The sequence below is a fragment of the Leucobacter muris genome, assembly GCF_004028235.1.
GTDB classification, from domain to species: domain Bacteria; phylum Actinomycetota; class Actinomycetes; order Actinomycetales; family Microbacteriaceae; genus Leucobacter; species Leucobacter muris.
Window position 1 is genome coordinate 375814 of record NZ_CP035037.1, and the last position, 23640, is coordinate 399453.

General features: G+C 68.1%; 19 protein-coding genes. 10 read left to right on the forward strand and 9 right to left on the reverse strand.

What is annotated here, in order from left to right; all coding sequences use genetic code 11:
* Positions 1–6 precede the first annotated feature (6 nt).
* A complete protein-coding gene (locus Leucomu_RS01690; RefSeq protein ID WP_128386140.1) occupies positions 7–705 on the reverse strand; it encodes a glycosyltransferase family 2 protein in 699 nt (232 codons plus the stop codon).
* Positions 706–848: 143 nt separating this feature from the next.
* Between Leucomu_RS01690 and Leucomu_RS01695 the strand changes: the two genes are divergently transcribed.
* Positions 849–3020: an LGFP repeat-containing protein gene (locus Leucomu_RS01695; protein ID WP_164884489.1), complete on the forward strand. Its 2172-nt coding sequence runs from the start codon at positions 849–851 to the stop codon at positions 3018–3020.
* Between the two features lie 47 nt (positions 3021–3067).
* Entirely contained in the window at positions 3068–4246 is a 1179-nt protein-coding gene (locus tag Leucomu_RS01700) for a glycosyltransferase family 4 protein (RefSeq protein WP_041205414.1), read from the forward strand.
* On the opposite strand, the gene Leucomu_RS01705 is transcribed toward Leucomu_RS01700, so the two are convergent.
* The 3 genes from Leucomu_RS01705 to Leucomu_RS01715 are packed head-to-tail and all read right to left on the reverse strand — an operon-like array spanning position 4243 to position 8525.
* Entirely contained in the window at positions 4243–5484 is a 1242-nt protein-coding gene (locus tag Leucomu_RS01705; protein ID WP_128386142.1) for a glycosyltransferase, read from the reverse strand. The genes Leucomu_RS01700 and Leucomu_RS01705 overlap by 4 nt on opposite strands.
* A 48-nt stretch (positions 5485–5532) precedes the next feature.
* Entirely contained in the window at positions 5533–7308 is a 1776-nt protein-coding gene (locus Leucomu_RS01710) for an ABC transporter ATP-binding protein (protein WP_128386143.1), read from the reverse strand.
* 50 nt (positions 7309–7358) lie between these two features.
* Positions 7359–8525: a glycosyltransferase family protein gene (locus tag Leucomu_RS01715; RefSeq protein WP_128386144.1), complete on the reverse strand. Its 1167-nt coding sequence runs from the start codon at positions 8523–8525 to the stop codon at positions 7359–7361.
* Between the two features lie 136 nt (positions 8526–8661).
* On the opposite strand from Leucomu_RS01715, the gene Leucomu_RS01720 reads away from it, so the two are divergent.
* The 4 genes from Leucomu_RS01720 (at position 8662) to Leucomu_RS01735 (ending at position 14297) form a co-directional block, all read left to right on the forward strand.
* Positions 8662–9969, forward strand: a complete 1308-nt coding sequence (locus Leucomu_RS01720; RefSeq protein WP_128386145.1) for a glycosyltransferase — start codon at positions 8662–8664, stop codon at positions 9967–9969.
* Between the two features lie 44 nt (positions 9970–10013).
* Positions 10014–11303 (forward strand): nucleotide sugar dehydrogenase, encoded by a 1290-nt coding sequence (locus tag Leucomu_RS01725; protein ID WP_031290103.1) that lies wholly within the window; start codon positions 10014–10016, stop codon positions 11301–11303.
* Between the two features lie 77 nt (positions 11304–11380).
* Positions 11381–12490, forward strand: a complete 1110-nt coding sequence (locus Leucomu_RS01730) for a DegT/DnrJ/EryC1/StrS family aminotransferase (protein ID WP_017884415.1) — start codon at positions 11381–11383, stop codon at positions 12488–12490.
* A 10-nt stretch (positions 12491–12500) separates the two neighbouring features.
* The gene (locus tag Leucomu_RS01735) at positions 12501–14297 is read left to right on the forward strand and encodes an ABC transporter ATP-binding protein (RefSeq protein WP_128386146.1); all 1797 of its coding nucleotides are present in this window, start codon (positions 12501–12503) and stop codon (positions 14295–14297) included.
* A gap of 37 nt (positions 14298–14334) precedes the next feature.
* Here the strand turns inward: Leucomu_RS01735 and Leucomu_RS01740 are convergent, their stop codons facing one another.
* Positions 14335–15426, reverse strand: coding sequence for a glycosyltransferase (locus Leucomu_RS01740; protein WP_128386147.1), 1092 nt, complete (start codon positions 15424–15426; stop codon positions 14335–14337).
* Between the two features lie 89 nt (positions 15427–15515).
* On the opposite strand from Leucomu_RS01740, the gene Leucomu_RS01745 reads away from it, so the two are divergent.
* The 4 genes from Leucomu_RS01745 (at position 15516) to Leucomu_RS01760 (ending at position 18702) form a co-directional block, all read left to right on the forward strand.
* On the forward strand, positions 15516–16643 hold the full coding sequence (locus Leucomu_RS01745; RefSeq protein ID WP_228407192.1) for an acyltransferase family protein: 1128 nt from the start codon (positions 15516–15518) through the stop codon (positions 16641–16643).
* A 9-nt stretch (positions 16644–16652) separates the two neighbouring features.
* Positions 16653–16871 (forward strand): acyl carrier protein, encoded by a 219-nt coding sequence (locus Leucomu_RS01750; RefSeq protein WP_017884419.1) that lies wholly within the window; start codon positions 16653–16655, stop codon positions 16869–16871.
* Entirely contained in the window at positions 16868–17626 is a 759-nt protein-coding gene (locus Leucomu_RS01755; RefSeq protein WP_128386148.1) for an SDR family NAD(P)-dependent oxidoreductase, read from the forward strand. Before Leucomu_RS01750 ends, Leucomu_RS01755 begins: the two co-directional genes overlap by 4 nt.
* Positions 17627–17691: 65 nt before the next feature.
* Entirely contained in the window at positions 17692–18702 is a 1011-nt protein-coding gene (locus Leucomu_RS01760; protein WP_128386149.1) for a 3-oxoacyl-ACP synthase III family protein, read from the forward strand.
* A 27-nt stretch (positions 18703–18729) separates the two neighbouring features.
* On the opposite strand, the gene Leucomu_RS01765 is transcribed toward Leucomu_RS01760, so the two are convergent.
* Genes Leucomu_RS01765 through Leucomu_RS01780 form a run of 4 tightly spaced genes read right to left on the reverse strand, consistent with a single transcriptional unit; the run spans position 18730 to position 23444 of the window.
* Positions 18730–19950, reverse strand: coding sequence for a glycosyltransferase family protein (locus Leucomu_RS01765; protein WP_128386150.1), 1221 nt, complete (start codon positions 19948–19950; stop codon positions 18730–18732).
* On the reverse strand, positions 19947–21119 hold the full coding sequence (locus Leucomu_RS01770) for a glycosyltransferase (protein WP_128386151.1): 1173 nt from the start codon (positions 21117–21119) through the stop codon (positions 19947–19949). The genes Leucomu_RS01765 and Leucomu_RS01770 overlap by 4 nt, the downstream gene beginning before the upstream one ends.
* Positions 21119–22291 carry a glycosyltransferase gene (locus Leucomu_RS01775; RefSeq protein WP_031290106.1) on the reverse strand — a complete coding sequence of 391 codons (1173 nt, stop codon included), beginning with the start codon at positions 22289–22291 and terminating at the stop codon, positions 21119–21121. Before Leucomu_RS01775 ends, Leucomu_RS01770 begins: the two co-directional genes overlap by 1 nt.
* Positions 22275–23444, reverse strand: a complete 1170-nt coding sequence (locus Leucomu_RS01780) for a glycosyltransferase (protein ID WP_164884490.1) — start codon at positions 23442–23444, stop codon at positions 22275–22277. The genes Leucomu_RS01775 and Leucomu_RS01780 overlap by 17 nt, the downstream gene beginning before the upstream one ends.
* Positions 23445–23640 lie beyond the last annotated feature (196 nt).

A 23640-nucleotide genomic window follows, 5' to 3' on the forward strand; every position in this document is an offset into this window, starting at 1 on the left:
CTTCTCCTAACGGATGATCAGGTCGATGAGGATGTTGACCGAGTTGAGCAGCGACTGGCCCTTCGCCTTCGAGTAGTCGCTGTAGATGACCTCGACCGGCTGCTCGGCGTAGGGCAGGCCCGTGCGGCCGAGCTGCACCACGATCTCGGTGCCGTGCGCCATGCGGTCCTGACGCAGCTTGATGCGGCGCAGCGCATCCTCGCGGATCACGCGCAGCCCGTTGTGCGCGTCGGTCAGGCGTGTGCGCGTGGTGAGGTTGGTCACCCAGACTGCGGTCTTCAGCACGATCTTCTTGAGCACACCCGGGTCGGTGCGGTCGTCGAGGAACCGGGATCCGAACACGATGGCGAGATCCTCGGCCCGCGCGCGCTCCAGCATCACCTCCGCGTCTTCCACCCGATGCTGTCCGTCGGCGTCGAAGGTGACGACGAAGCGTGCGCCGCGCTCGAGCGCGTACTCGAAGCCGGTCTGCAGCGCGGCGCCCTGCCCCAGGTTGATGGGGTGCGTCACCAGGCTCGCTCCTGCCGCCTCGGCGATCGCCCCCGAGCCGTCGCGCGAGCCGTCGTCGATGCACACCACGTTCGGGAATACCGATCGGAGATCCCGAACCACCCCTCCGATGACCTGTGCCTCGTTGTAGAGCGGGATGACGACCCACGCATCGTCGTTGGCGGTGCGCGGGGCGCCTGAGGGGGCAGGGTTCATGCTGACCATTCTGGCAGACCCGCACGGGTTGCGCGCCGAGCTTGCGGGCCAGCCGTTGGCATGAACCCTCTGTCACGATTAGGCTGAACCAGAACGTTCAGCAATAACTTGAGGCTTTGATGCTTCGGGATGAGGGAGTACCGATGCGAGCCCAGAGCAAATGGCGCGGATTGCGCGCAGCATCGATCGCGGTGTTCGCCGCCGCGGCCTTCGTGATGTCGCTGCTCGTGCCGAGTCTCGCGGATACCCCCGCGCAGGCGAATCCGTCGGCGGGTTTCGAAGCGGGGAACATCATCGACGACGCGCTCTTCTACGACGGCACCGCATGGAGCGCCGGCCAGATCCAGTCCTTCCTCGACCAGCGAGTCCCCCGCTGCACGATCGGCGATGCCGGCCGCGAGGCCTATGCTCCCTACGGCAACACGACGATCGCGGGCGCGTGTCTCAAAGGCTCCCTGTGGACCACCGCGCCCCGCCCGGCCGACTCCTACTGCAGAGCGATGGCCGGCGCCACGAACGAGAGCGCGGCGAGCTACATCGCCCGCGTCGGCGCTGCCTGCGGTATCAGCCCCAAGGTGCTGCTCGTGATGCTCGAGAAGGAGCAGAGCCTCGTCACCGACACCTGGCCGACCTTCCGGCAGTACGACTTCGCGATGGGGGCCTACTGTCCGGACAGCGGGCCGGGAGGCTCGGCGAACTGCGATCCCGGTCGCGCTGGCTTTCCGAACCAGCTCTACAACGGCGCACGCCTGCTGAAGATCTACAAGGCGTTCCCCAACAGCTACAACTACAAGCCGTTCCAGTCGAACCGCATCCAGTGGCACCCGAACGCGGGTTGCGGCACCTCCGATGTCTGGATCGAGAACTGGGCCACGGCGGCGCTCTACATCTACACTCCCTACCGCCCGAACCAGGCGGCGCTCAATGCTGGCTGGGGTACCGGCGATGCGTGCTCGAGCTACGGCAACCGAAATTTCTACAACTTCTACACGACGTGGTTCGGCAGCACCCACGGCATCACGGTCGATGAGACGTTCGTGAACTTCTATAACGAGGCCGGCGGCGTCGGCGGCCTCTACGGGCGCCCGCTCGCTGCCGCGACTCACGTCGGCATCGGCAAGATGCAGGAGTTCGCGGGTGGCACGCTCTACTGGAACCCCTACGCGGGCATCGGGTCGGTGAACGGTGCGATCCGAACCCTCTACAACCAGATGGGCGGAGCGTGGAGTGCGCTCGGATACCCGATGGGGCGGGAGGGGTATGCTCACGGCGGGGCGGTCCAACAGTTCGAGCGCGGCACGGCCTATTGGACCGCGCGCACGGGCGCGTCCGCAGCGACCGGCACGATCCGGAGCCTCTATACCCAGAACGGCGGCCCCGCCGGAGCATTCGGCTTTCCGAAGGGTGTCGAGAAGACGCAGTCGGGTGGTCTGCGGCAGGAGTTCGAGGGCGCGACGGCCTATTGGTCGCCCCGCACCAAGTCGGCTGCGGCGGTGAGCGGTGATATCCGCACGATGTATCACGCTGCTCGCGGCGCGAACAGCGAGATGGGTTTCCCGAAGAGCATGGCGCGTGCGCAGTCGGGCGGTCTGCGGCAGGAGTTCGAGGGTGCGACCGCGTACTGGTCGTCGCGCACCGGAGCTGCGGCGGTGAGCGGTGACATCCGCGCCATGTACCACGCCGAGCGGGGCGCGAACAGTGAAATGGGCTTCCCGAAGCAGGCTGCGCGGTCGCAGTCGGGTGGTCTGCGGCAGGAGTTCGAGGGCGCGACGGCCTATTGGTCGCCCCGCACCAAGTCGGCTGCGGCGGTGAGCGGTGATATCCGCACGATGTATCACGCTGCTCGTGGCGCGAACAGCGAGATGGGTTTCCCGAAGAGCATGGCGCGTGCGCAGTCGGGCGGTCTGCGGCAGGAGTTCGAGGGTGCGACCGCGTACTGGTCGCCGCGTACGAACGTGGCCGCAGCTGTGAGCGGCGATATCCGGGCCCTGTATCACAGTCTCTATGGCGCGAACGGCTCGCTCGGCTTCCCACTCGGGCCCGTGACCGAGCAGAACGGCACGCGCACCCAGCGCTTCGAGGGCGGTTCCATCGTGTGGACCGCGCAGCGCGGTGCCGAGGTGCAGGCGAGTGCCGGTCGACTGCTGATGAGCGAACCGCTGCCCGACGCCGCATCCCCCGAGACCGAGCCGGGGACGGAATCCGAGCCGCCCACCGAGCTCGACGAGCAGCCCGCTCCGGAGACGGAGGACGCTGCGCGTACCGAGGACGAGACGCCGCTCTCGAATGAGGCTCCCGCCGCCGCCGCAGAGTAAGATGGAGCTCGGTTACTCGGGCGGCAGGAGAGGAGACGCGGAGGAGCGTGCGTGTTGCAATTGCCAGTCGTATCTTCAACCCGGAGCCGAGCGCTGCTTCCTTCCGGCTTGAAGCGCTAGCAAGGGCCTTCGCCGATCATGGGCACGACGTCACCGTTTTCACCAGCACGATTCCGCGCGAGCGACGAGGCGAAGCGGCCTCTTTCGCTCAGCGCACCGCGTGGATGCGGGTGCGCCGCTTCCCCGTCGTGAGAAACCGGTCAGGCTACGTGCGCGGGTATGTCCCGTATCTGAGCTTCGACATCCCGCTCTTCTTCCGGCTGCTCTGCAGCAGGCGCTTCGACGTCATCATTACCGAACCGCCACCTACGACGGGTGCGGTGGTGCGCCTCGTCGCGGGCCTGCGCCGAGTGCCGTACATGTACTACGCCGCAGACATCTGGGCGGACGCCGCCCAGCAGACCGCGTCTGCCGCGTTCGTGGTGCGCGCCGTGCGCATCGTCGAGCGGTGGGCGCTGCGCGGTGCGAGTGCAGTGCTGTCGGTGTCCGATGGCGTGACGGCGCGACTCGCGGCCCTCGGTGCGAGCGATCGTGCGCTCACCATCGGCAACGGCATTGACGTCGAAGCGTTCAACTTCACCGGTGAGACGGAATCTGATGAAGATCCGCTGTTCGTCTACGCGGGCACCAGCTCGGAGTGGCACGGCTCCGGCATTTTCGTCGAGGCCTTCGCCGAGGTGCTCCGCGAACTCCCGGAGGCGAGGCTGCTCTTCATCGGAGGCGGCTCGGAGAGGGATGAGTTGGAGCAGAAGGCCCGACGTATCGGGATCGAGGGCTCGGTCGACTTCCGACCCTCGGTGGCCCCCGCTCAGCTCGCAGAGATCCTCAGGCGATCGACCGCGTCCCTGGCCAGCCAGCGCCCCGAGGTCGGCTACGATTACGCATTCCCGACGAAGCTCTACGCCTCTGCGGCGTGCGGGACGCCGCTGATCTTCGCCGGCAGCGGACCTGCGGTCGAGTTCGTCGCGAGCGAGGTCGACGGGACCCCGATCGGGCGGGCCGCCGCGTACACGCCGGCGGCTGTCTCCGAGAGCATGATCGAGACCGTGCGGCACGCCGCTTCGCGGGATCGCCGACTCGCGGTAGCGAAGTGGGCGCGCAATCAGGTCGCGATCAGCCGACCCGCCGAGTTGGCGGTGCGTCGTGCCGAGGAGCTGCTGAGCTAGCTGCGTCCCACCACGGCACGCTCGATCGCATCGAGCATCAGCCGACTCTGCGCCTCTCGCGTGAAGAGCGTGGTCGCCTCGTTCTCGACAGGGGCCGACACCCGGCCGGTGCGCTGCTTCTCCTGCGCGCGCAGCCAGAGATACTCCGCGATCTGCTCCGGGTCGTTGCTGGTCATACCGAGACCGTGGTCGCGGATGAGCAGGGCGGGGGCCCCGCTCTCGTAACCGGTCATCAGGATCGGGCGCCGGGCGCCGATGTACTCGAAGATCTTGCCGGTGTACACCCCGACAGCGCCGGGATCGTTCCAAAGCAGTAAGAGGAGCAGATCCGAATTCGCCTGGATGGCGAGCGACTCCTCGTGTGTGACCTTGCCTCGATAGTGCACGACCTTCTCGAGACCGAGCTCGGCGGAGGCTCTGAAGACCGGTCCCGGTGGCGGACCGTAGAACTCGACCTCGATCTGCGCCTCGGGGTGCGCGTCGAGCAGCTTGCGCACTCCTTCGAGGAAGGGGCGCGGGTCGCTGCGCCGGGGGGTCACCCAGCCGCAGTAGGTGACGCGCAGCTCCCGGCCGCTTGGGTCGTAGGGCAGCTGCTCGAAATCCTTTGGATCGAAGCCGTTGGTGACGACCTGAGCCGGAAGGCGGTACCGCTCGCGGAGTTCCTCGACGAGGGGTTCGCTGACGCTGCTGAGCAGTACGGCGTTCTTCACCAGACGCTTCTCCGCGATCCCATCGATCTTGCGGCGCAGGCTGCCGAAGGGGTAGTAGGTGCTCATCGACAGCAAATCTCGGTAATCGACGACGAGTGGCGCTCGGAAGTGGCGCGCCAGCCGCGAACCCGCGATGAGCGAGCTGAACGGCCCGACGCTGGCCACCACCACGTCGGGGGCCCACTCCCAGCGCTTGGCGAGAGCGACGGCCTGCCGGCCCCATTTCCTGAACAGGTCCGGCCACACCAGCGCGAGCGCGCGCGTGTAGGCCTCGCTTGCCAAGCGGTAGAGGAGCGATGCTCTCGCCTTCGACGCGGTCGACGCGGACGGGGCTGCGCGCGGAGCCCCCGCGCGGTAAACGCTCAGCAGAGGATCGGAGGGCTCGGCGAGGCCCGTCGCCGACGACTGCTGGGTGAGTACCCGCACCTCGTGACCCGCGCGCGCCCAGTGCTCGGCGAACTTCGCGATGCGCACCGCTGCGATCTTGTTCTCGGGCGGGAAGAACGGGCAGACGAGGAGGATGCGCAAGACGGGCCTTCCAGTGTGAGAGGGGGCAGCGGGGCGGAGACCGAGTTCCTATAGTAGCCCGGCCAGTTCGGCCTGACGTTTGAAGGCCGGAAGCTGTCCGACGACCTCCTCGAATGTGCCGCTCGCGAGGATTCGGCCCTCGTCGAGGTAGCAGACCTGATCGTACTCGCGGATCGTGGCGAGGCGATGTGCGACGGTGATGAAGGTGATGCTGCCCTGCAGGCTGTGCATGGATTCGACGACGCGGTTCTCAGTCGCGGTGTCGAGCGAGCTGGTGGCCTCGTCCATCACCATGACCAGAGGATCGGAGTAGAGCGCTCGCGCGATGCCGAGACGCTGCTGCTGGCCCCCCGAGATCGAGACGCCCCGCTCACCGATCGGCTCCTCGATTCCGCGGTCGCTGGCGAGTTCCGCCACCTGGGCACGTTCGAGCGCCTGCATCACGAGCTGCGGCTCGTAGTCGTCCTCCCAGGTGAGGGCGACGTTCTGCGCGATCGACCCGTTGAAGAGGGCGACGCGCTGGGGCACGTACCCCACGCGATGACGCCACTGCTGCAGCACGCTGTCGAGGGGGAGCCCGTCGATGGCGACCGAACCCGAGGTGGGGGTGCTGAGCCCGAGCAGGATGTCGATCAGCGTCGACTTGCCGGCTCCCGACGGACCCACGATCGCGAGCGTCGAGCCGATGGGAATGCGGAGGTTGAGTCGATCCAGCACGTCGCGATCGCTGCCCGGATAGCGGAAGCTGACGTCGCGGAGTTCGAGCGCCCCCATGCGCTCGGGCAGCAGGGCCGTGTCTGGAACGGTGCGCTCCACACTGTCCGAGTCCGGGTCGCGGGTGAGTTCCTTGATCACGTCGTTCGCGTAGACCTCGTTGGCAGACGCGCTGGTGACACTCGCCTGCACGGCGTTCATCGCCGGGATCATGCGGAAGCCAGCGGCGGCGAACAGCGAGATCGCCACAGCGGTCTCCGGGAGCCCTCCGCGAAGATATGCTGATCCGCCGACGACCAGGAAGCCTCCGATGAGGGTGGCCTCGAAGACGTACTTCGGGATGACACCGAGGAAGGCCATGTTCGCGCGCGAGCGCGTGACGATCTCACGGTTCTTCTCGATGACCCGGCCGGCCTCGTCGAGTTTGCCGCGCAGTGTCACCTCCTTGAGCGCGTCGACCATCTCGGTCATGATCGTCGCGACGCGGTACGCATAGTTGCGCCCGCGGGTCCCCTCGACTTTCGCGCGGCGCGAGACGATGAGTTGCATCGCTCCCGACACCGCCGAGAGATAGACGAAGGCGATGAGCGCGGTCCAGGGCTGAGCGACCACGAGCACCACCAGCACCGCTACGAACGTGAAGGCGTTGCCGGGCACTTGGGACAGGGGCAGGATGAAGCCCCGGTTGGCGGCGCCCATCGACCCGTCGACGATGCGGGTCACCTCGGCGGTGCTGAGCCTGGAACGCCGTTCCCAGCTCGAGTGCGCGTAGCGGTCGAAGAGCCGCGTGCCGAGATCGAGTTCGTAGCGGGCGAATCGTCGTGTGGCGCGCCAGTGCAGCAGCATCGCGCAGGCGCTCTTGCCGATGAAGAGTACGCAGATGAGGGCGACGATCCACGGCGTCGCGGTGTCCGGGAGCTCTCCGATGTAGGGCAGGGAGAGGGGGCTGTTCGACGCCAGTGCGGTCGCCGTGACCACGATGAGCGCGAGTGCGGCCGTGTCGAGGATCGCGAGAAGGCCGGTGAAGATCGAATACCAGATGTAGAACGGCCGGGCATCAGGGGGGAGGACGCGGAAGAGGCCTCTGAGCGTGCTCAGGATCGTCTTCATCGCAGCCTCAATTCCTCATGATGTGAACTCCGAACAACAATACAAGTTGGTCACTGTGTCCTTGAGGTGTGCTGATCGAGCCACTCGGCGAGAACCGCTCCGCTTCGCGAGCCGCCGTGGAAGCGACGCACGAATTCCGGTCCGGCCGCGGCGATCCCGAGGGCGCGGGTCGGGTCCTCGACGATGCCCAGGAGAACCTCCGCGAGCGATTCCGGCGTCGCTTCCACGATCGGCAGTTCCTCCCCGGTGAGCTCCCGGGTTCTCCGCCGCACCTCCTCGGAGATGTGCGCGACGACGATCCTTCCAGCTGCGAGGCCTTCGCACGCGGCTACGCCGTAGTTCCCGGTTCTGAACGAATCGAGCACGACGTCCGTGTTCCGGTAGACATCGGGCATGGCGGAGTGCGGAATCCCGCGGACGACCTGGTAGTCGATGATCTTGTCCGCGTGCAGCCGTTGGAGGGATTCCTCGATGAGGTCCGTCCCTTTGATCCCGGTGCTCGGGGCATGTGCGACGCGTAGGGGGAGGCCCGCCGAGAGCGGCGGATCGCCGGCCTGCCAGACATCGGTCTCGATGACCACCGGCAGCCAGTTCGATCCCTCGACTTCGGACAGTAGGCCCACCGTTGAAACATAGACGGGGAGACCGGTGCGCTCGATGAGTTCGCGGCTGCGATCCGCCATACCGCGGCATCGGTCCCGCAGTTCGCGGTCGACTGCGAACGGAGAGTGCCGTTCCTTCTGCGCGTGGATGTCGGGGTCTCGGATGTCGCTGCCGTGGAAGAGTAGAGCGCAGGACACTCCGGTGCGTCCCAGTTCTTCGAGTTGACGTGCCGCGTCGGAGTCGTACAGCCCGCCCAGGAACGGTCTTGCGGATTCCAGCAGAAGGCCCGTGTATCCCTGCAGCGCCCGCAGCTGGCGATGCTGCCATCTGCGGGAGAGTCTGCTGTAGACGCTCGAAACCGTCTGGTCTGCCGGATACTCGAAGGAATCCTGACCGTAACGGATTTTCATGCTCGTCGCGCGGGTCTGCGGGCGGGCGGACTCGAGCGCCCTCGCCCAGCTGTCCGCCTGACCGGCGTAGTTCGTCGGCCCGATGAAGACCCGATCCGCGTCTCCGCCCGAGGGGGCGATGGTGGGGAAGCGGTCTCCGTGCAGTCGCGCGTTCAGCAGACGGGCGGCTGCGCCGAGTACCTGTCGCGGGGTACGAGCCTCCACTGGGCCTCCTGTCCCGGCTGGGCGGCGTCGGATCCGGCGCTCGGCGCACAAGCCGTCTGATGGATTACTATTTTAGATCCGGTTGCCTCCGAGGACGGCGCATGCAAGGCCGGAGCGTGAGGAGAGTGCATCGATCATGGCAGCGCACGGCGATCGGGCTGCGAAGCAGCCCGAGAGGACGCTGGTCTTCTTCACGAATCTCTTCCCCTACACACCGGGTGAGGAATTCATCGAGGCGGAGATCGGCTTCCTCGCGGACTCGTTCGACCGAGTGGTCGTCGTGCCGGTGGCGCCCTACCAGAACCCTGGCGAGGTGCGTGAGCTGCCAGAGGGCACGTTCCTCTTCACCCCCGCCGCCCTCAACCCGCAGACCACGAACCTCATGAGGGTGGCCGCGTTCGGCTTGCGTCACCCCCTGACCACGGCTGCAGCGGTCGCGCGTGCGCTGCGTCGCCTCCCCCGCCTGCGCCGGTGCCTGGAGGACTTCAAGCTCGACCTCTTCTCATGCATGGTGATCGAGAGCGTGCTCCCGCAGCTGACCGAGACGCTCGAAGGGCGGCAGCACTGCGTTTTCTACAGCTACTGGATGCACGCCCCGGCGCGGAGCGCACTGCAGCTGCGCCGCAGGCTGAGGCGCCCCGGCATTCCCGTGGTCACGAGGGCGCACGGCTACGATGTCTACTCCGAGCGTAAGGCGATCGACTACCTCCCGCAGCGCGAGCTGCTCTTCGCGGGGGTCGAGCACGTGTTCACCGCATCCGAGCACGGCCGCGACTATCTGCGCGCCCGGTATCCCCGCTTCGCGGGGAAGATCGACACCAGCCATCTCGGAGTGACCCCCGCAGCCGCGCCCCACAATGCCGCGCGGGACGAGCGGCACATCGTCACCTGCGCCTACCTGAGGGAGGTCAAGCGGATCCCGCTGCTCATCGACGGCATCACCGAGCTGCAGCGACGGGGCATGCAGGTGCGCTGGACCCACCTCGGCGGCGGGGAGGGCTCGCACGCCGATGCCGTGCGAGCGAAGGCAGCGACACAGCTAGCCCCGGGGTCTTTCGAATTCGTAGGAAACCTGTCGAACGACGGGGTGCGGGCATGGCACGCAGCGCACCCCGCCAGCGTATTCGTGAATGTGTCAGAGTCGGAAGGGGTGCCGGTCTCGATCATGGAGGCCCTCGCGCAGGGACTGCCGGTCGTCGCAACCGATGTGGGAGGCAACAGCGAGCTCATCGACGTGGCGGGGGGCATGTTCGACGGTCTGCTCCCGTCGAACGCGACGGCGGAGGACATCGCCGATCGAATCGAGACGCTGCTCGACGCCCCCCAGGAGCAGTACCGCGCCTATGCCGCTGCGAGCTTCAGCCACTGGCAGCGCAACTGGTCGAGTGAGAAGAACTACGGCGACTTCGCGCGGTACCTGCAGGCCCTTGCCGCACGAGGCTGAGCGTGCCGCAGCTATCCAAAAGGGCATGCCGTTAGACTTGTGCCGTGAAAATCGCTGTCGTCGCCACCGGAAAAATCGGCCTCCCCCTCGCCGTGCAGTACGCATCCATGGGGCATCAGGTCGTCGGCATCGACGTGAACCGGGATCTCGTCGACTGCATCAACAGCGGTGCGGAGCCCTTCCCGGGCGAGGCGGGGCTGGCGGAGAAGCTCGCCGAGCTCGTTCCCGCCGGCAGCCTGCGGGCGACTACCGACTACGCCGAGGGCATTCCCGACGCCGACGCCGTCGTGCTCGTCGTGCCCCTGCTGGTCGATGAGCAGACGGGCGAGCCCGACTTCGGCTGGATGGACGCGGCCACGCGCTCGCTGGCCGAGCACCTCACTCCCGACACACTGATCTCCTACGAGACCACGCTGCCCGTGGGCACGACCCGCGATCGCTGGAAGCCGCTCATCGAGCAGGTATCGGGTCTCACCGAGGGCACCGACTTCCACCTCGTGTTCTCGCCCGAGCGCGTGCGCACGGGGCGCGTGTTCGCCGATCTCAAGAAGTATCCGAAGCTCGTCGGCGGCCTGAACGAAGCCGGCACCGCTCGCGCGATCGAGTTCTACAACTCGGTGCTCACCTTCAACGAGCGCGACGACCTGCCCCGGCCGAACGGCGTCTGGGACCTCGGCACCGCGGAAGCCGCCGAGATGTCGAAGCTCGCCGAGACCACCTATCGCGACGTCAACATCGGTCTCGCGAACCAGTTCGCGCGCTTCGCGGACAAAGCGGGCATCGACGTCTACCGGGTCATCGAGGCCTGCAACTCCCAGCCCTACAGCCACATCCACGGCCCGGGCATCGCCGTGGGCGGGCACTGCATTCCCGTCTACCCGCGGCTCTACCTCTCGACCGACCCCGACGCCGACATCGTGCGCACCGCTCGCGACTACAACGAGACGATGCCCGCGTACGTGGTCGAGCGGGTCGAGCAGACCATCGGCGACCTCGACGGCCAGCGAGTGGTCGTGCTCGGCGCCTCCTACCGCGGCGGCGTCAAGGAGACGGCCGTCTCAGGCGTCTTCCCCACCGTCGAGGAACTGCGCCGACGCGGTGCCGTCGTCACGGTGCACGATCCGCTGTTCAGCGGCGAGGAGCTGGAACGTTACGGCTTCGCCGCCCACACCCTCGGCGATCCGGTCGATATCGCCATCCTCCAGGCGGATCACACCGATTACCTCGAGCTCGGTCCGGCTGATTTCCCGGAGATCAAGCTCTTCGCGGACGGCCGCAACGTCACCGACCCCGCCAGATGGACGGGTGTGCCCCGGCTGGTCATCGGCGCCTGACACGCCTGCCGGAGTAGGATCGACGGGAACGCCCAGCACGGCGACCCTGCCTGAGAAGAGAGAGTAAGGATCTTTCGATGACGGATTTCATTCCCGCAGCCAAGCCGATCGTCGGCGATGAGGAGCGCGAGGCCGTCGACCGAGTGCTGCGCTCCGGCATGATCGCCCAGGGCCCTGAGGTCGCGGCGTTCGAGCAGGAGTTCTCGGCGCACTTCACGGGAGGCCGCGAGGTCGTCGCGGTGAACTCCGGCACGAGCGGCCAGCACCTGGGGCTGCTCGCGGCGGGCGTCGGCCCCGGCGACGAGGTCATCGTGCCGTCCTTCACCTTCGCCGCGACGGGCAACTCGGTCGCGCTCACGGGTGCCACGCCGGTCTTCGTGGACATCGAGCCCGACTACTTCACCCTCGACCCCGAGGCCGTGCGCGCCGCCATCACGCCGCGCACGAGGGGCATCATGCCCGTGCACCTCTACGGACACCCCTTCCTCGTCGACCAGATCGAGGCCATCGCCCAGCAGCACGGTCTCGCGATCTACGAGGACGCGGCCCAGGCGCACGGCGCCTCCTGGAACGGCCGCCAGGTCGGCACCCTCGGCGACTTCGCGATGTTCAGCCTCTATCCGACGAAGAACATGACGTCGGGCGAGGGCGGCATGGTCTCGTGCGCGAACGGCGACATCGCCCGCAACGTGCGGCTGCTGCGCAACCAGGGCATGGAGAAGCAGTATGAGAATGAAGTCATCGGCTTCAACGCCCGCATGACCGACATCCACGCCGCGATCGGCCGCGTGCAGCTCACCAAGGTCGACGGCTGGACCGCTCAGCGCCAGCGCAACGCCGCAGCGCTCAACGAGGGCCTCGCGGGCCTCTCGGGCGTGCAGACCCCGAAGGTCGCCGAGGGCGCCGTGCACGTCTACCACCAGTACACCGTGCGCCTCGACGCCGCGGAACGCGATCGTATCCATGTCGCCCTCAAAGAGGAGCACGGTGTGGGCTCGGGCGTGTACTACCCGATCCCGAACCACCGCCTGCCCTCGTTGACGAAGTTCGCACCGGGGCTCGAGCTGCCCGAGACCGAGCGCGCCGCGCGCGAGGTGCTCTCGCTGCCCGTGCACCCCTCGCTCGCCGAGGGCGACATCGAGCGCATCGTCGCGGCGGTCACCGCCGTGGTGAACGCGGGCGCCTGATCCTCACCGCATGAAAGAGATCTGGCGCGTTCTCAGGCAGCTGCTGCCCCTGCTCCCCGCAGGCGCGCAGCGCTACTTCGTCGGCTACATCGTGGCCACGAGCCTGATCACCGCCCTCGACGCGATCGGCATGTCGCTGCTCGCGATCGTGATCGGGCCGGCGATCGCGGGCACCACCATCAAACTGCCGGTGGTGGGTGAGCTGCAGCCCGAGGCCGCACCGCTGTTCGTGCTCATCTCACTGGGTCTGATGCTGCTGAAGTCGGTGCTCAACGTCGTGCTGCAGTGGTTCGCCACGCGCAAGTTCGCGAAGTACGAACTCGAGATCGGCGACCGGCTCTTCCGCGCGTACATCGGCTCGAGCTGGGAGGAGCGCTCGAAGCGCTCGATCGCCGAGATCACCCGTATCGCCGACGCGGGCATCGCCAACGCCATGGCCGGATTCGTGCTGCCCATCATGCGCATCCCGAGCTCGTTCTTCACCTTCGTGCTGGTGCTGGGCGTGCTCGTGGTCGCAGACCCGGCGACCTCGGTGATCGCCTTCGTCTACCTCTCGCTGGTGATGCTCGTCGTGCACTTCGTGGTCACGAAACGCGCGCTCGAGGCCGGCGAGGTGAACCTGATGTACAGCTATCGGGTGGCGAACCTCATGACCGAGATGATCGAGGCGCTCAAAGAGCTCAGCCTGCGCAACCGCCTGGGCGAGGTCGCCGACCTCGTCACCGCGAACCGCAGGCACAGTACGAGGGCGCGCGCGAACGGCTCCTTCCTCGGCGTGCTGCCCGGCTTCGCCTACGAGGCCGCACTGCTCGGCGGCATCGCGCTCATCGGCGGCTTCTCATACTTCCAGGGCGGCATGCAGGCCGCCCTCGCGTCGGTGGCCCTGTTCGCCACCACCGGTTTCCGCCTGATCCCCGCGCTCACGGGTGTGCAGGGCGGAATCGTGCAGGCCACCGCGAGCATGCCGGGGGCGAAGGACGTGGTGGGCGACCTCATCGCGGCCGAGCGCGATATGAAGACCTCTCAGACCCCGGCGGACACCGCCGAGCTCTCGCAGAGCCCGAGGCTGCTGAGCCTCAACGATGTGCGTTTCCGTTACCCGGGCGCCGCGGTCGACGTGATCCGCGGCATGACCCTCGACATCCCGCTCGGCAGCTCCGTGGGCATCGTCGGCCCGTCCGGCGCCGGCAAGTCGACGCTCATCGACCTGCTGCTCGGCCTCAGTCAGGCGACGTCCGGCGATATCGAGCTCGATGACGAGCCTCTGCAGTCGGTGCTGCGCCAGTGGCGCGGCCGCGTCGGCTACGTGCCGCAGCGGGTGGCGCTCTTCGACGGCACCATCGCCCAGAACGTGGCTCTCACCTGGACCGACGATGAGATCGATCGCGTGCGCGTCGCGTACGCCCTCGAGCGCGCCCAGCTCGGCTCGCTCATCGCCGACCGCACCGGCGGCATCGACGAGCGCATCGGTGAGCGGGGCGTCTCGCTCTCGGGAGGCCAGCAGCAGCGGCTCGGGATCGCCCGCGCCCTGTACACCGACCCGCTGGTGCTGGTGCTCGACGAGGCGACGAGTTCGCTCGACACCAAGACCGAGGACGAGGTGACCCGGGCGATCAAGGAGCTGCAGGGCGAGGTGACGCTCATCTCGGTCGCGCATCGGCTCTCGACGATCAAGGACTACGACCGGGTCTGCTACCTCGACGACGGGGTGATCGTCGCGCACGGCACGTTCGCCGAGGTCGCGCGTCAGCACCCCGCTTTCGGCGAGCAGGTCGCTCTCGCGGGTCTCGCCGGCGAGGTGCGTTAGCCGCGTCGGTCCCCGAGGGAAGCGCGGCCCGCGCCGATCAGGCCGCGGGCGCGCTGTTCATGATGCGAAAGCCCGCGAACAGCGTGCGAAACGGGCCCTGCTGATGCAGCGCCTTGAACGGGTTGCGCGGCATGAGAGTGGGGATCGAGAGGTACTTGAGCCGTGCCTCCAGCAGCCCGACGATGCGTTCGGGCGTGGCGCCGGCGGAGCGCACCTCATCGATCACAGCGCGATCCGCGAGGGAGAGGAGTGACGCGACGCCCGGGGCGAGCGCTTCGAAGCGGTCGACGAGCGCCACCAGATCGGCTCGGTTCTCGGCGATCTGCTCGGCGGTGCGGGTGCGCACGAGCACCGCGTCGAAGAGGTGGATGCGGATCAGCTTCGCCACGATGGCGCGGCGCACCGCATTCTTCGCGGTGCGGAACCACTCGAAGGACTCGACCTCGTCGAGGAATCGGAAGTCCTCCGACACCGCGCGCGGTGCCGAGGTGACGCGGTCCTCGGCGTCGGCGTTGACGATGTAAGCGGGTCCGTGCAGGTCGTAGGCGAGGCGATCGGCCGTGAACCACACCGTGAGCGAGTAGGCGAGGTCTTCGCCGGACGGCAGCCCCTCGGTGAGGCGAAGCCCGCCGAAGCGCTGACGCTCGATGAGCCCGAGAGGTGCGCTGCGGTACGGAAGGCGGTCCTTGAGCGGGTCGAGGCCCTCCGTGCGGCGGCCGTTGCGCACGGGCGGATAGGGGTCGATGCGACCGTCGGGCAGCTGGATTCGTGCGAGTAGCATCTGCGCGCCGGTGCGACGGGCGAGGGCCAGCCACGAATCGATGGCGCCGGGGGCGAGTTCGTCGTCGGAGCCCATCACCGAGATGTAGGGCGCGGTGGAGTTCGCGAAGCCGTGGTTCATGGGGCCGGCGGGGGAGGGGATGCCGTCTGCGAGGTGCAGCAGGCGCAGACGGGGGTCGTCGGCGTAGCCGCCGAGGTTCTCGCGAATGACCTCGGGATCGATGTTGTGGGCGACTACGTTGACGCGCACGGGAGCCTCGGTATGGTCGAGCACCGATGCCGCCGCGCGTGCGATGGGCCGGGTGCGCGAGTGCACGGCGATGGTGAGGTCGACGAGGGGTTCGGGCATGCCTTCGATGGTAGCGCGAGGGCCGCGCCTGCGCGCTTCGGGTACAGTTAGCACGGTCTGAATTCAGTACAACACACGCGGGAGAACCTGTGACGCTCGGCAACCCGGCGATACTCGAACGCAGAATGCCGAGGCTCGACGCGCTCACCGGCCTGCGCTGGTGGGCGGCCTTCGCGGTGTTCTTCTTCCACATGCGGGTCTTCGCGCCCCTGCCGGGACCGATCTCGACGGTCTTCAACCAGGGCTACTTCGGCGTGACGTTCTTCTTCGTGCTCTCCGGGTTCGTGCTGACGTGGTCGCTGCGCCCGGGAGTACCGCTGAGCACCTTCTACTGGCGGCGCTTCGCGCGCATCTGGCCGGCGCACATCGTTGCGCTGCTCTTCGCCGTACCCGTCTTCTACACCCTCGGCACGATCCCGGAGGGCAGCTTCCTGAAACCGCTCGACGTCGGGGTGCTGCTGCTCTCGGTGCTGGTGATCCAGGGTTGGTGGGCCAACCCGGCAATCCTCTTCTCGGGCAATCCAGCAGCCTGGACGCTCACGGTCGAGTTCTTCTTCTACGCGCTGCATCCGTTCCTCTCGAAGGTCCTGCTGCCCCTCGCGAAGCGCGGCGCGCTCGTCGTCGGAAGCGTCGCCGTGGCCTGGGCGTTCGCGTATCGGCTCGGCGTCACGCTCTGGCCCGAGTCCTGGCTGGCGGTCGTTCCGATGCCGGTGACGCGTCTGCCCGAGTTCGTGCTGGGCATGGCGATCGCCTGGGCGATCCGAGCGGGCTGGCGGCCCCGGGTGCACCCGGTGGTCGGGGTGGGGGTGCTCCTCGCGCTCGTGCTGGGGATGGCCGTCGGCGAGGCGCTCGGCGTGCTGCTGCCGCTGCGTGTCTTCGGCAACGAGTTCATCACGGTGGGTGTGGGGCTCGCGATCGTGTCGCTCACGGGCCGTGCGCTCGATGGGAAGCGCTCGGGTTTCGAGAGCCGCTGGCAGGTGAAGCTCGGGGAGTGGTCGTTCGCCTTCTACCTCGTGCACGCGACGGTGATCTACCTCGCCCTGCGGGTGTTCGGCTATCAGGAGCCGAGCTGGCGCAACGTCGTCTGGTTCGCCGTGCTGTTCGCCGTGGATCTGCTGCTCGCGTGGGCGCTCTACCGCTTCATCGAGCACCCGGTCGAGCGTCGTATGCGCCGGTGGAAGGACGCGCGCGACGCGAAGGCCCGGGCGGCTTGTTAGGCTAGCCCCATGGAAAAAGACGCACTGCTCGAGCTCGTTGCCGAGATCCTCGAGGTCGAAGAGGCTTCGGCGACGGAGACACTCGAGGCCCAGGGGTGGGACTCCCTCGCCAATCTGGCGTTCATCGCCGAGATCGATGAGCGCCTCGGCGTGCAGATCGATGCCGACGAGCTCGCCAAGGCCGTGACCGTCGACGACCTGCAGGCGCTGATCACGGCCCAGTCGTGATCGACTTCCTCCAGTTGCGCGATCGCGCGCTGCTGATCACCGGCGCGTCCTCGGGCATCGGCCGGGCCACCGCGGTGCTCGCCAGCCGCGCGGGGGCCCGGGTGGTGCTCGTGGCCCGTCGCCGAGACGCCCTGGAGCAGACCGCGAGCATGCTCGACGGCGAAGGACATCTCCTGCTGCCCTTCGACCTCTCGGAGCACGCCGGCTACGCGGGGCTCATGCGAGAGGCCGTCGAGGCGGTCGGACCGCTCGACGGCTTGCTGCACGCGGCCGGCGCGCACGCGACCACGCCGTTGCGCGCGACCTCCGCGAAGCAGATCGCCTCCCTCTTCGAGACGAACGTCACGAGCAGCGTGCTGCTCACCAAGGCGTTCCGGGGCCCGAAGGTGCGGGCAGAGCGCGCCAGCGTCGTGCTGATGTCGTCAGCGGTGGGCCTCGTCGGCGAGGCCGGCGTGAGCGTCTACGCCGCGACGAAGGCCGCCGTGTCGTCGCTCGGCCGCTCGCTCTCTCTGGAGCTCGCGCACGAGCGCATCAGGGTGAACAGCGTCGCGGCCGGCATCGTCGAGACCGCGCTCACCGAGGAGCTGCGCCGCAAGGTGGGGCAGGCCGCCTGGCAGAGCATTGAGGCCGAGCATCCGATGGGGATCGGTTCGGCCGACGACGTGGCGAACGCGGTGCTGTTCCTGCTCTCGGACGCTTCGCGGTGGGTCACCGGCACCACCCTGGTGGTCGACGGCGGCTACACCGCCCACTGATCCTCTGCTCCGAGCGGGCACGCGGATCGCGCGGCGGCTCCGCGCCGGGAGGTAGGATCTGAAGCATGCAGGCACGTATCACCGCGGTCGATTACCACCTTCCCGAGCGGGTCCTCTCCAACGAGGATCTCTCGGCCGAGTTCCCCGAGTGGAGTGTCGAGAAGATCTCGGCGAAGACGGGCATCGACCGCCGGCACATCGCCGGCGACGACGAGTTCTCCTCCGACCTCGCGATCGCCGCGGGGCGCAAGCTGCTGAGCGGGCGCGGCATCGATCCCCAATCGATCGACTACCTCATCGTCTGCACCCAGAGCCCCGATTTCTATCTGCCGACGACGGCCTGCATCGTGCACGAGGGGCTCGGTCTGCGCAGCAGCGCCGGCGCCGCCGACCTGAACCTCGGCTGCTCGGGATACATCTACGCGCTGGGCCAGGCCAAGGGCCTCATCGAGTCGGGGCAGGTCTCGAACGTGCTGATCGTCACGGCCGACACGTACACGAAGTTCGTGAACCCCAGCGATAAGAGCGTGCGCACCATCTTCGGCGACGGAGCTGCGGCGACGCTCGTGACGGCTCAAGAGAGTGACGCGTCGGGGATCACGGCCATCACCTACGGCACCGACGGCTCGGGGGCCGGCAAGCTCGTGGTGCCCCACGGCGGCATGCGGCAGGGCGCCGACATCGAGGCGAAGTCCCCGGCCGCCGAGCGCGGGCTCGAGAGCAACGGCTACGACCTCTACATGGACGGCCCCGAGATCTTCAATTTCACGCTGCGCGTGGTGCCCGAGTCGGTCGACACGATCCTCGCCAAGGCCGAGCTCGGCCTCGACGACATCGATCTCTTCGTCTTCCACCAGGCGAACGCCTTCATGCTCGAGCACCTGCGCAAGAAGCTCAAGGTGCCCGAGGAGAAGTTCTTCGTCTCGCTCGCCGAGTCGGGAAACACGGTGTCGTCGACGATCCCCATCGCTCTGACCGATGCGGTTCGGGCGGGCGAGTTGAAGCCGGGCATGCGGGTGATGCTGCTCGGGTTCGGCGTGGGCCTGTCGTGGGGCGGTCTCGTGCTGAACTGGTAGGAACGCGACGGCAGAGACGCAGGCAGCTCAGGCCCCGATCCAGCGCTCGACCAGCGCGCGGGCGCTCTCGGCCCCGGAGTGCACGGCGGAGACGTACCGACGGCCGGCCTCCGCGATCTCGCGCGCCCGAGCGGGGTCGGCGGCCAGCTCTTCGACGACCGTGCGGAGCGTATCGGGGGTGGCCTCCACGATCGGCAGCTCGAGACCCGTCTGCCGGGTGATGAACTCGCGCGCGAGGGGCATGACATGGCCCACGACCACTCGGCCGGAGGCCATGGCCTCGCAGGCCGCGACGCCGTAGGATCCGGCCCGGAACTGGTCGATGACGATGTCGGCGGAGGCGAAGACGGATGGCATCTGTGCGGCGGGCGTCGACGTGACCAGACGGTAGTCGACGAGGCCCGACGCGATGAGGGGCTCGAGCGCCGGTTCGATGTAGTCGGAGCCCTTGCCGAACGGGTCGCTCGAGGCGTGCACGACGCTCACGCGATCGCGCGCGAAGACGGGTGGGGTCTCGCCGCCGAAGCGCACGAGATCGACGATGACGGGGCACCAGGAGGCGTCGGGCACGTCGGCGCTGAGATCCGGCGTCGAGATGAAGACCGGGCCGCCGAGCTCCGTGAGGAGCGCGAGGTTCGCCCGGGCCTCCGACCGGAAGAAGTCGGTGCGGGGATCGTCGGGGAACAGCGACCAGGGGGTGAGGGCGGCGTGGCGATCGGGATCGCGGATATCATTGCCGTGACAGATATATGCCACAGAGACTCCGGCGGCCTCGAGCGCCGCCACCTCGGCGCGCAGGTCATGGCCGAAGCGACGCCCGAACATCGGTCGTTCGGCCTCGACGAGCACGTGGGTGAACCGTTGCGCCGCCTCCCACTCGAGCTCGCCCCACTCGGCGGAGGAGTTGAATGCGGCGATGGGCACCGGGGTGTCGGCCTCGAAGGCGTAATCGCCGGGGAGCGAGATGGCCATGTTGCGGGCGCCGACCCGGTCGTCGGCGGCCTCGAGCGCCCTCGCCCAGAGGTACCCCTGACCCGCGTAGTTGGTGGGGGCGATGTACACGCGCACGTCGGCCTCCGGTGCGGTCGTGTTGGGTGCGTCGCCCCCTCCGAGCAGGCGACCGGTCATGCGCCCCATGAACCCGTCGGGGTTGCGGGCCGCCGACTCCATGAGGCGCTGCGCCCAGGAGGGCAGCTTCGAGCGGTGCTTGATCGCCCAGGCGGCCGCCCTCGAGAAGAAGGAGCTCATCGCCGCTGGTCTCGCCCGCTCTCGCGGGCGGTGTCGGCGATGACCCCGGCGACCTGCGCGGCGACCGAGCTCATCGAGTGGTGCTCGGCGGTCCACTCGGCGAGCGCGCGCCGACGCTCGGCCGGCAGCGGGTGGTCGGCGGCCTTCCGCATCGCGTCTGCGATCGCCTCGATCTCGTAGTCGACCGCGCAGCCGACCTCGATCTGCTCGGCGGCCTGGTCGATGAAGGAGCCCGTGGGCCCCGGGCCGGCGAAGATCACCGGGCAGCCGACCGCGAGCGAGGAGTAGATCTTCGAGGTGAACGCGTAGCGGTAGCCGGGTTCGGGGAACTGCGTGGAGAGGCTCGCCACCGCTCGGGCGAACTCCGGCTGCAGCTCTGCCGCGGGGATCGGGCTCACGAAGTCGACCGAGAGCTCGACGCCGAGAATTCGGGCCTGATGCCGCATCTCGTCCTGACCGGTGCCGTTGCCGATGAAGCGCAGACGGTAGCCGGCGTGGGTCTCGGAGAAGCGGGCGAACGCGCTGATGAGGATCGATGCGCCGTGCAACTCGGTGTACGTGCCCGCGTAGAGGAATACGGGCTCGGTCGGCGCCTCGACGTACCGGAAGATCAGCGTGTCGGCGCCGAAACCGGAGACCGTGGTGGGAGTCCGCACCCCGAGCGAGCGCACACGATCGGCGACGCCCTGCGAGATGGTCACGAGCGCGCGCGCTCCTCGCAGCGCGAAGCGCTCGACGCGGCGCAGGACTCGCACCACGAGCGGGGAGGTCTGCATGTAGGCCGCGGCGTCAGCCCAGATATCAGCCGCATCGTAGACATAGGGGATGCGTCTGATCGCGCAGACGAGCCGCACCACCGCACCCGTGGTGGGCGGAGGCTCGACGAAGACGACAGCGGGGCGCCGAGCGAACAGCAGTCGGAAGAGGAGGGGAACGTCGAAGCTCATGTACTGCACGTATCCGCGTACGTAGCCGCTGCGGTCGCGCATGACGGGGAAGGTGCGGATGCGCTCGCCGCGGGAGCCGTCGCCCTGCCCGGGCAGGGGCTTGGCGGTGAGCACCTCTACTTCGACGCCCTGCTCGCGCAGGGCGTCGGCGACGCAGCCGAGGAACAGCGAGGCGGCGGCGGGCTCGGGCCGGTAGATGCGGGAGACGATGACGACGCGCACTATGCCTCCAGGAAGTTCTGCATGAGCACGTCGCGGGAGAACCCGCCGCTGTGCAGCCGTCTGACGAACTCGGGGCCCCTTCGCGCGATCTCGCGGTAGTGTTCACGACGAGCCACGATGTCGCGCAGCGTCGCCTCGACGCACTCGACGGTCGTCTCGTGGATCGGCAGCGGCATCCCGGCGTGGCGTTCGACCTCACCGCGCACCTGATCGCTCACGTGCGCGAGCACGATGCGACCCGACGCCATCACCTCGCAAGCGGCTACGCCGTAGTCGCCCGATCGGAACTGGTCGAGCACCACGTCGGCGTCGGCGAACACCGCGGGCATCTCGTGGTTCGGCACTCCCTGCAGCTCGACGTACTCGATGAGCCCCTCGTCGTGGAGCTTCTGGGCGACCGGGGCCACGTACGTGGTGCCCTTGGGGATCGGGTTGGTCGGGGCGTGCACGACCTTGATGCGCTCGCGCTCGAGCAGCGGCGCGTCGTTCGCCCAGCGCTCGGGGTCGATGATGACGCCGAGGAAGTGGGCTTCGGGAAGGTCGAGGAGCAGGCCAGCGGTCGAGACGAATACCGGCGCGCCGGTGTCTGCGATGAGCCGCAGGTTCTCGGCGACGACGGGTTCGACGAGCCGGGGGTCGACCCACTCGGAGTCGCGGAAGTACGACCACTCGTCGAGTTCGGCGTGTCGGGATGGGAGGCGCACGTCGGTGCCGTGGCCGACGAAGGCGACCTTCAGCCCGGCCTCCCGCATGCGCGCGATCTGACGGCGCATGTCGCCCGAGAACATGCCGCCGAGAACGGGATAGCAGGCTTCGATGAGCACGTGGGTGTAGTGCTCGGCGAGTGTGTCAATCATGGCCCGCTGCCAGGCTCGGGAGTGCTCGGTCGTGCGCCACGAGACGGTGTAGTCGGCGGGATAGTGCAGCACGTTGTTGCCGTCGTGCACGTAGTTGCGCGAGGAGACCTCGCCGCTCGTCTCCACCGCGCGGCCCCACTGGTAACCCTGGCCCGCGTAGTTCACGGGGCCGATGAAGAGCCGCACCGGTTTGCCCTCGTCGGGCAGGGGAGGCGGGGGAGGCGTGACGCCCTTGAGCCGATCGACGGTCGACGCGATCGCGTCCTGCCCGAACTTCGGAACGAGCTTCCAGAGGCGCTCAGCTGCCGGATGCATCGAACCCCTCCTTCCGAGCCGAACGTGAGACCCAGTGCTGCTGCAGCACACGGGCCGAATAGCGCCCGTCGTGCACCGCGCTTACGAACTCGACGCTGCGAGCGCGTTCGCGTGAGAGATCGGGAGCCGCGATGAGACGACGCAACACGACTTCAAGCGTACCCACACTCGCCTCGATCACCGGCAATTGCAGGCCGGTCGCCGCGAGAATGTCGGCCCTCACGCGCTCGAAGACCTGGCCGACCACCACGCAACCCGCGGCCATCGCCTCGCAGGCGGCCACCCCGTACGAGCCCGTGCGGAACTGGTCGAGCACCACGTCGGCCTCGGCGAACCTCGCGGGCATCTCGGCCGAGGGCACGCCCTGGATGAGATCGAGCTCGATCAGCCCCTCGGCCTGCAACTGCTCGAGCATCGGCATGATGAGCGGAGTGCCCTTGTATGCTGCGACCGATGGTGCGTGAGCGACGCGCAGCGGTGCTCCCGCGGGGCGCTCCTCCCGAGCGTCGGCGGCCCACCGCTGCGGATCGACCACGACCGGGCACCAGAACGCGTCGGGCAGATCGCTTCGCAGATCCGGCGTCGAGACGAAGACCGGACGACCGCTGCGTTCGAGGAGCGCGATGTTGCGAGCCGCGAGCTGCTCGGCGCGAGGCACGTATACCGCCGGATCGTCGTAGTAGGAGAGGGGATGCTCGCGCATGTGTCGCGACGGCAGCCGAGCGTCCGTGCCATGAGCCAGGTAGGCCACGTCGACGCTGTGGTCGATCAGCGCCTGCGCTTGGACTTCGACGGATCGGCCCATCAGCCGCCCGAACGGCGGTTCCTCGGCCTCGATGAGCACGTGGGTGCCGCGCGTCGCAGCCTCGAACTGCCGCCGCTGCCAGTCGGGGTCGTTGTGGTAGGTGCCGACCGGCACGAGCAGGTCGGCCTCGAAGTCGAACCCGCCGGGCACGTCGAACGCCATGTTTCGGGCCGAGATGCCGGTGTCGGCGGCCTCGAGCGCCCTCGCCCAGGCGAACGCCTGGCCCGAGTAGTTGACCGGCGCGATCAGCAGACGCGTCGGTTTCTCGGCGAACGACGTCGTGGGCACACTGCCTCGAGGAGCCGGGCGGCCGAGGCGGCGCGCCGCAAGCCTCCCGAGCGGGCTCATGGGTGCATCGGCGATGAGATCGATCAGCCGATTGATCCACGAGGGCAGGCGGTTGCGATTCACAGCTCTGGGTGACCCGCTCGGCTCACGAATGTCATGCCGTCGATTCTATCCCGGCTCCCGGTCTCGTTCTCCCGTATCATGGTGCGCGGTCTCCACCCTTCGCCCACTCATCTCCTCGGCCCGCCCGGCTGAT